Source organism: Streptomyces sp. NPDC127119 (genome assembly GCF_042677425.1).
Taxonomy (GTDB): Bacteria; Actinomycetota; Actinomycetes; order Streptomycetales; family Streptomycetaceae; genus Streptomyces.
Window position 1 is genome coordinate 1 of sequence record NZ_JBHXTO010000238.1, and the last position, 8419, is coordinate 8419.

The 8419-nt window shown below is 71.0% G+C and carries 7 protein-coding genes; 3 read left to right on the forward strand and 4 right to left on the reverse strand.

The window, feature by feature from the left end:
• Window positions 1-68: 68 nt before the first annotated feature.
• Window positions 69-1331, reverse strand: a complete 1263-nt coding sequence (locus ACFVH5_RS42760; protein ID WP_385839083.1) for a sensor histidine kinase — start codon at window positions 1329-1331, stop codon at window positions 69-71.
• 337 nt (window positions 1332-1668) lie between these two features.
• Between ACFVH5_RS42760 and ACFVH5_RS42765 the strand changes: the two genes are divergently transcribed.
• The gene (locus ACFVH5_RS42765; protein WP_385839084.1) at window positions 1669-1881 is read left to right on the forward strand and encodes a hypothetical protein; all 213 of its coding nucleotides are present in this window, start codon (window positions 1669-1671) and stop codon (window positions 1879-1881) included.
• The gene (locus ACFVH5_RS42770; protein ID WP_385839085.1) at window positions 1878-3317 is read left to right on the forward strand and encodes a sensor histidine kinase; all 1440 of its coding nucleotides are present in this window, start codon (window positions 1878-1880) and stop codon (window positions 3315-3317) included. Before ACFVH5_RS42765 ends, ACFVH5_RS42770 begins: the two co-directional genes overlap by 4 nt.
• Before the next feature lie 89 nt (window positions 3318-3406).
• Here the strand turns inward: ACFVH5_RS42770 and ACFVH5_RS42775 are convergent, their stop codons facing one another.
• Window positions 3407-4261 carry a LysR family transcriptional regulator gene (locus ACFVH5_RS42775; RefSeq protein ID WP_385839086.1) on the reverse strand — a complete coding sequence of 285 codons (855 nt, stop codon included), beginning with the start codon at window positions 4259-4261 and terminating at the stop codon, window positions 3407-3409.
• A 68-nt stretch (window positions 4262-4329) separates the two neighbouring features.
• Between ACFVH5_RS42775 and ACFVH5_RS42780 the strand changes: the two genes are divergently transcribed.
• A complete protein-coding gene (locus tag ACFVH5_RS42780) occupies window positions 4330-5253 on the forward strand; it encodes a DMT family transporter (RefSeq protein WP_385839087.1) in 924 nt (307 codons plus the stop codon).
• A gap of 46 nt (window positions 5254-5299) precedes the next feature.
• Here the strand turns inward: ACFVH5_RS42780 and ACFVH5_RS42785 are convergent, their stop codons facing one another.
• Complete coding sequence (locus ACFVH5_RS42785; protein WP_385839089.1) at window positions 5300-6724, reverse strand: family 43 glycosylhydrolase; 1425 nt, start codon at window positions 6722-6724, stop codon at window positions 5300-5302.
• A 71-nt stretch (window positions 6725-6795) separates the two neighbouring features.
• A complete protein-coding gene (locus ACFVH5_RS42790; protein WP_385839088.1) occupies window positions 6796-8280 on the reverse strand; it encodes a family 43 glycosylhydrolase in 1485 nt (494 codons plus the stop codon).
• Between the last annotated feature and the right edge of the window lie 139 nt (window positions 8281-8419).

Here is an 8419-nt window from a genome sequence, read left to right on the forward strand (position 1 = left end):
GGTGTTCCCTGTCCCGGGCGGTGAGTCCCGGCCGGGACAGGGAACACCGGCCGGGGCGGGTGACCCGGTCAGGACGGTCGGGTCAGCACCTCGCAGGGCAACTCGATGGTGGCGGTGGTGGGACCTCCCGCCGGGCTGTGCACGGCGAGGATTCCGTCGAAGGCGCCGAGCCGTCGCTCCAGGCCCGCCAGCCCGCTGCCCGCGGCCGGGTCCGCGCCGCCCCTGCCGTCGTCGGTCACCGTGACCCGCAGCATCCCCTCCTCGTGGCGCATGTCGATCCACACGCGTTCCGCTCGCGCGTGCTTGGCCACGTTGGTGAGCATCTCCGACACCGAGAAGTACGCGGCCGCCTCCACCGGCGCGGCCATCCGCCCGATGGGCTCGATACCGACCTCGCACCGCACCGGGCTGCGCAGTGCCAGCGCCCGCACCGCGTCCCCCAGTCCCCGCTCGGCGAGCACCGGCGGATGGATGCCCCGCACCAGCTGCCGCAGTTCCTCCAGCGCCTCCACCGAGGACCTGCGGGTCTCCGCCACCAGCTGCGCGGCCTTCTCCGGGTTCGTACGCAGGAGATGCTCGATCGTGCCGAGGCTCATCCCCACCGCGACCAGCCGGGCTTGCGCCCCGTCGTGCAGATCCCGCTCGATGCGGCGCAGTTCGGCCGCGGACACGTCCACCGCGTCCGCCCTGGAATTCTGGAGCCGTTCGATACGCATCTGGAGGACACGTTCGCGGTCGGGCGCGAGGAACACCCGGGTGAGCAACCCGTGCACGCGCAGGATCGCGGGGTCGTAGCGCAGCCCCAGCACGATCAGCACCACTCCGAGACCCGCCGCCGCCAGGGCGCTGAGCTGGTCGTCCACCGGGACGAACCCGTACCAGTAGCCCACGTCGCGCAGCGGCCGCCACAGGCCGGCCGCCAGCACGGGGCCCAGCAACCCGTAGCCCACCAGTCCCAGGGCGAGGATGCCCAGCGCGAACCCCGCGATCGGGTCGACGATCAGCCAGGCCAGGTCCCGCCAGGTGGCCGGGTCCTTCAGCAGCCAGCGGCAGCGCTGCACCTGCCCGACCAGTCCGTTCTCCACCGGCGGCACCGGCCGGTAGGGCGTATCGATGTCCACGCCGCACCACTGGCCGGCGAGTCGCCGCCGCAGGTCCGCGTTGGCCCGCACCCGGCGTATCAGCCACGGCGTGGTGAGCAACCCCATTCCGACCGGCAGCAGGGCGAGGGAGACCATCGACAGACAGAACAGCACCAGCGAACAGAGCACCGACAACAGCGCCAGGCCCAGGCCCCGCACGGCAGCCACCACACCGGCCCGCACGTTCAATTTGATCCCGCCTCTTCCCCGTACCCGCGTCACATGAGCACGCCACGGCACCCATCGGGCCGCAGGCACCACTGTCGCACCCCGCACCCTGCCCCGGCACCGGGTTCCGACCCCTAACTCCCCCTACCGCAGGCCACGTTGGGACGGATCGAGGCGGCCCGCAGAGCCGCACCCCGGCACGTGCACGGGCAAGGCAGTCGAGAGGGCACCGCCGATGACCGCGCCTGCCGGGACCGAGCTGTCGTTCTCCTGTCGCCGGGCTTTCAAGTGCCTGTCGATCCGGGCTCGGCGCGCCCTCGGCCATGGGCCAGGCAGCGGGATGAAGCAGTATGGGCACGTGAAAAAGGTACGAGAGTCGGTCATGGACGACGATCCGCCCATCGCCGGCCTCTTCGGGGGCCGCTCGAACGTGGTGGAGCCGGTCATCGGCCGCCTGCGCCGCACGCTCGACGGCGACCACGGCGATACCGAGGGCACCGGCAGGGCCGGGCCGCGGCCGATGCCCACCGTGCAAGGCGTCGGCCACGTCGTCCGGCAGGTCACCGAGTGATCGGCCGGTTCCGCGACAGCTATCGCAGGCTCCGCCTCGGCACCCGGCTCGCGCTCGGCATGGGTGTGCTCTCGCTGGTCGTGTTCGCCGTGGTCGGCACCGCGCTGTCCACGTACATGCGGGACTATCTGGAGCGCCAGCTCAACGACCAGATGAAGCTCGTCCAGACCACCCAGTCCAAGGACGCCCAGGCGCACGGCACGGTGGAGCGCCGGCCCTACTACGGCTGGTACACCGCGGTGTACGACGTCTCGGGCGACTCGGCCGTCCTGCGCAAGCCCAGTGACGTGCCGAAGGACACCGTCGAGCTGACCTCCTTCGCCGAGTCGCTGGCCCGGGCAAGGGCGACGGAGATGTCCCACACCACGCGCATCGAGGACGAGGGCGCGTACCGGCTGCGCGCCTGCAAGATCGGCCAGGGTGTCGTCCTGGTCACCGCGGCGCCGCTGGAGGACATCGAGGACACCATGGACCAGCTCGTCACGGTCCAGGTCGTCGCGTTCGCCCTCGCGCTGCTCGGCCTCGTGGTGTTCGGGCGCGCGGTGCTGCGCCGGGGCCTGCAGCCGCTCAGCGACATGGCGCACACCGCCCGCGGCATCACCTCGCACGACTTCACCGACTCGGCCCGGCTGCCGGTGCGCGCCGACCGCGGCAACGGCGGCCCGGAGGTCGAGGAGCTGCGCACCGCCTTCAACACCATGCTGGAGCACATCGACGACTCCCTCGCCGTCCGCACGGAGGCCGAGCAGCGGCTGCGCCGCTTCGTCGCGGACGCCTCGCACGAGCTGCGTACGCCCCTGATGTCGGTACGCGGTTACGCGGACCTCTTCCAGTACGCGGCGGCCAACGAGCCCGGCGAACGGGACAAGCACCTGGCCAGGCTGCGCGCCGAGGCCGCCCGGATGGGGGTGCTCCTCGACGACCTGCTGCTCCTCGCCCGCCTCGACGCCGCCGAGGTGGAAGCGCCGCTGCGCCTGGAGGACGCGGACCTCGCGGAGCTGGTACGGCAGGCCGCGGACGCCTTCCGGGCCACCCACGCGGACCATCCCCTCACCGTCACGGCGGGCCCCGGCCCGGTGCGGCTGCGGGTCGACGTCCTGCGTGTCCGGCAGGTCCTCGACAACCTCCTCACCAACGCCGCCGTGCACACCCCGACCGGGACCGAGGTCTCCGTGGAGGTGTCCGTCGCCGCCGGCTCGGCCGTCGTGCGGGTCACCGACTCCGGTCCCGGTATCCCGGCGGCCGACCAGGAGCACGTCTTCGACCGCTTCTTCCGCATCGACAAGGCCCGCAGCCGGGACCGCGGCGGCAGCGGGCTGGGCCTCGCGGTGGCCCGTTCCCTGGTCCGGGCGCACGGCGGCACCATCGACGTGCGGAGCCGGCCGGGGGCGACGACGTTCACGCTGATGATCCCGTTGCACCGCGACACTCCCTGACGGGGTCCCGCGGGGTGTCTCGTCTTCGGCTGCGGGGCCGTGGGGGCTGGTCGCGCAGTTCCCCGCGCCCCTGACGGGGCGCGGCCGGCTCAACCCGCCCGGTAGAGAGCCGTGAGCAGTTCGGTCACGGCCGGGGCCGCCGGGTGCGGGTCGTCGCGCCACCAGGCGAGGCGGACCGCGATGGGCTCGGCGTCCCGGACCGGCCGGTACACGACCCCGGGCCGCGGATACTGGTGCGCGGTCGACTCCGCGGTCATCCCCACGTACCGGCCCGTGGAGATCGTGGTCAGCCAGTCGTCGATGTCGTGGGAGTCCCTGGTCTCCGGGCGGGCGTCCGGCGGCCACAGTTCCGTCGTGGTGGTCCCGGTCCGCCGGTCGACGAGCAGGGTGCGTCCGGCGAGGTCGGCCAGCCGGACCGAACGCCGTCGGGCCAGCGGGTCGTCGGAGGCCATGGCGCACAGCCGCCGTTCCAGGCCGACGATGACCGAGTCGAAGCGGCGTTCGTCCAACGGCCGCCGTACGACGCTCAGTTCGCACGTGCCCTCGGCCAGCCCGGCGGTCGCGGAGTTGGCGCGGACCAGTTCCAGTTCCGTCGCGGGGTGCGCGGTCGCCCAGGCTCGCTGGAAGGCCAGCGTGTGGCGGCCGAGCGCCGACCAGGCATAGCCGATCCGCAGCGAGGACTGGCCCGAGGCGGCCTCCCGGACCAGGCCCTCCACCTCGCCGAGTACCCGCCGGGCGTGCGCCACCACGCGCAGGCCCGTCGCCGTCGGGGTCACCTCCCTGGAGGTGCGCCTCAACAGCCGTACCTCCAGGGCGCGTTCGAGCGATGCCAGGGTGCGCGACACCGCCGCCTGGGAGACACCGAGGGCGATGGCCGCGTCGGTGAAGCCGCCCTCGTCGACGATCGCGACGAGACAGCGCAACTGCCGCAGTTCCACATCCATGACTCAAGCGTATAGATCGACCGGCTGATGCATTTTGCGTATGCGTGCGACCGGCGCAGCATCGGAGCATGTACGCAGCCTCCGCGCCTTCGCCTACGTCCGCGCCCGCCCCGACGACCGCGCGGCACGCGCCCGCGGCGCCCACGACTCCGGCGCCCGGGGGCGGGCGCACGGCAGCGCTGCTCACCCTCCTCGGCAGTGGTCTGTCCAATCAGACCGGCGCGGCGATCGGTTCGCTGGCCTTCCCCGTCCTCGGCCCCCTCGGTGTCGTCGCGGTGCGCCAGTACGTGGCCGCGATCGCCCTGTTCGCGGTCGCCAGGCCGCCGCTGCGCTCGTTCACCCGGCACCAGTGGTGGCCGGTCCTGCTGCTGGCCCTGGTGTTCGGGACGATGAACCTGTCCCTCTACACCGCCATCGACCGCATCGGGCTCGGTCTCGCGGTGACCCTGGAGTTCCTCGGCCCGCTCGCCATCGCGCTGTCCGCCGCGCGCCGGCGGATCGACGCCTGCTGCGCGCTGGTCGCCGCGGCGGGCGTCGTCACCCTGATGCGCCCCCAGCCGTCGGCGGACTATCTCGGCATGGGCCTCGGGCTGCTCGCCGCGGGCTGCTGGGCCTCGTACATCCTGCTCAACCGCACGGTGGGCCGCCGCGTCCCCGGAGCGCAGGGCTCCGCCGCCGCGGCGGCCGTCTCCGCGCTGATGTTCCTGCCGGTCGGCATCGTCCTCGCACTCCGGAACCCGCCGACCCCCACGGCTCTGGGGTACGCCGTCGCGGCGGGCGTGCTCGCCTCCGCGGTGCCGTACCTGGCGGACATGTTCACCCTGCGCCGCGTCCCCGCCGCGGCCTTCGGTCTCTTCATGAGCGTGAACCCGGTCCTGGCCGGACTGGTCGGCTGGGTCGTCCTGGGCCAGAACCTGGGTCCTGTGGAGTGGGCCGCCGTCGGCGCGGTCGTCGCCGCCAACGCGCTCAGCATCCTCACCGCGCGACACTGATGCGGGCGGTGCTGGAGCGGGCGGCGCCGAACCGTTCGTCAGTGCGTCACTCGGCGTAGAACGTCGCGTCCGCCCTGGCCGTCGCCGTGTCGGCGGGCTGTGTGACGAGCAGGTACTCGTAGTGCCGGACGTAACTGCCCGCCACGTTGTACGACTCGAAGGAGACGCCCGCCGCCGCGTCGGCCAGACCGGCCCGCCGGTAGAAACTCGCGTCGCCCTTGAAGGCCGTACTCCCGTCGCTCCTGTCCACCCACACCTCGCCGTTGCCGCGGTGGCGGAGGTAGTAGCCGGGGAAGTTCGCCGATTCGAGCGAGACGGTCCCGGTACCGGCGAGGCCGGTCACCACGCGGAACTGCGAGTCGGCGAGGTTGGTGACGTTCGGCTCGATCTTCGCCCGGTACTCCCAGTGCCGGATGAACCGGTCGGGGAAGTTGTACGAGGAGAAGCGGACCGGGGTGACACCGTCGGCCACCGGGATGCCGAAGTTGGGTGTGCCGTCGGCGTTCCAGTACAGCTTCTGGTAGCGGGTGCGCCGGTTGGGGTCGTTGAGCGGGTCGCCGCTGATGTCCTTGTAGTTGCGGTCGTGGTAGACGAGGACGTCGGACTTGCCGTCCTCGGACGTGGTGAAGGTGTTGTGGCCCGGCCCGTACTGGCCGGTGGCCGCGTTGCTGGTGAAGACCGGGCCGGCCGTCTTCACCCAGGAGGCCGCGTTCATCAGGTCGGCGGAGGCGGAGGCGGTCAGCAGGCCCAGGCAGTAGTTGCTGTCGGTGGCGCTCGCCGAGAAGGTCATGAAGACCTTGCCGCCGCGCTGGATGACCGCCGGGCCCTCGTTGACGGTGTGCCCGACCTTCTCCCAGGCGTTGGTGGGCCGGGAGATCATGACCGGACTGCCGCTGATGGTCCAGGGGTTGGACAGTCTGGCCAGGTAGATGTTGGTGCCGTCGCCGACCGCCGGATCGTTCTGCGCCCAGCTCAGATAACGGGTGCTGCCGACGGTGAAGGTCGTCGCGTCGAGCGAGAAGGTGTCCAGCGGGAGGGCGATACGGCCCTTCTCGGTCCAGGTCCCGGTCAGCGGATTGGCCGCGCCGGTCTCCAGGACGTACGGCCTGATCTTCCAGATGTCACTGGTCGACCCGGCGGCGAAATAGACGTACCACTTGCCGCCGATGTAGTGGATCTCGGGCGCCCAGATGTGCGCGCCCATGTCACCACTGGCGTGCTTGGTCCAGATGGTCGTCTCGGCGGCCGTGGACAGTCCCTGCAGGGTGGTGGCCCGCCGCATCACGATCCTGTCGTACGCGGGCACGGTCGCGGTGAAGTAGTAGTAGCCGTCGGTGTGCTTGAAGATGTGCGGGTCGGCCCGCTGTTCGGCGACGGGGTTGGTGTAGGTGACGGCGGGCGAGGCGGGGGCGGCGGCCTCGGCGATACCGGAGGCCAGTGCGGCCAGGATGACGAACAGGGCCGTCACCACCTTTGCGATCGTGCGTCTCACGGTGTCCCTCCCGGGATGGGTTCGCTCGCGTGGCGGCTCGGACGCCGGGCTCACGTCGTCGGCTTGAACTGCCACTGCTGGCACGTGTTGTTGAGCCAGGTCCACTGGCGTACGTCCGCGCCGTCCGCCGTACCGCAGTCGGCGACGTCGGCGACCTTGCCGGTGCTCTCGTTGACGATCCGCGTGTAGTCGCCGGTGGCGGTGTACACGAGGCGGAACTTCTGGCAGTTGTTGTTCAGCCAGGACCACTGCCGCAGATCCGCGCCGTCGGCGGTGGAGCAGTCGGCGGTGTCCATGACCTTGCCGGTGGCGACGTTGACGAGACGGCTGGTGTCGTTGCCCAGATCCTCGATCCGCCACTTCTGGTTGGCGCCGCCGGTGCAGGTCCACTGGAAGATGTTGGTGCCGTCAGCGGTACCGCCACCGTCCACGTCCAGACACTTGCCGCTGTTGCGGTTGACGAGGGTGTACGCCGTCGGGGTCGCCGCGGTCTCTCCGGCCGGGCCGGCGAGGGTGGCGCCCAGTGCGGCCGGGGTACCGAAGTTCGGTGTGCCGTCGGCGTTCCAGGTGAACTTCTGGGCGCGGGTGGTACGGCCGTTGCCGCAGCCGCCGCTCGCGGAGTTGTTGCCGTGGTAGACGATCCAGCTCTCGGTGCCGTCGGGCGAGGTGAAGAACCCGTTGTGGCCGGGCCCGTACACACCGGCCGCGTCGTTGCGCTGGAAGACGGGGGTCTGCTTCTTCGTCCAGGAGGACGCCAGAAGCGGGTTGCTGCCCGTGAGTTCGAGCTGGCCGAGCTTGTAGTCGGCGGTCTGGCAGGAGCTGGCGGAGTAGGTGAGGAACGTCCGCCCGTTGCGATACAGCGGCTCCGGCCCCTCGTTGACCGGACTGCCCTGGGTCTCCCAGCTCAGCGTCGGACTGGAGATGACACCGAAGGTGGAACTGCTGAGCGTGTACGGGTTGCTCATGGGCGCGATGACCAGGCTCTGCGTGCTTCCGCCGACGAACCCGCTGCCGACGAGATACAGGCTGCTGCCCTGCTTCAGCACACTGGCGTCGATGAGCCAGCCGCCGGGCGTGAGATTGGAGCCGGTGAGCTGGTTCTTGAAACTGTACGGGCCCATCGGGTCGGTGCCGGCGCTCTCCAGGACGTAGGTGCGCTGGGAGTCGCAACAGGCGACGCCGCTCTGCCCCGCGGAGTAGTACAGGTACCAGCGGCCGCCCAGTAAGTGCAGTTCCGGCGCCCAGAAGTTGGTGTTGCGGGTGGCGGTGGTGTCACTCCACACCTGGACGCTGGGCGCCGCGGCGAGTCCGGCGAGGGTGGGTGACTTGCGCATGGTCAGTACGCCGGTGAACGAGGTGGTGACCAGGTAGTAGTTGCCGTTGTAGTACTCCAGCCAGGGGTCGGCGCCCTTCTGCGCCTTGACGGGGTTCGTGTACGGCCTGCCCTCCGCGGCGGCGGTGGGGTGGGTGGCCGTCGCGGCGAGCAGCGTCAGCAGGGCTGCTGCGAGGGTCAGTAGGTACCTGGTACGGAACACGGCGGGTTCCCCTTCTTGGCGATCACGTCGCTGTTCGATATATGGAACAACGTGCGTAACTTCGACCAGAAGATAGGTAGGCGACCTGTACACGTCAACGGTTCCGGCAGGATTGGATTCGCCCCCGCCGCCCCTACCC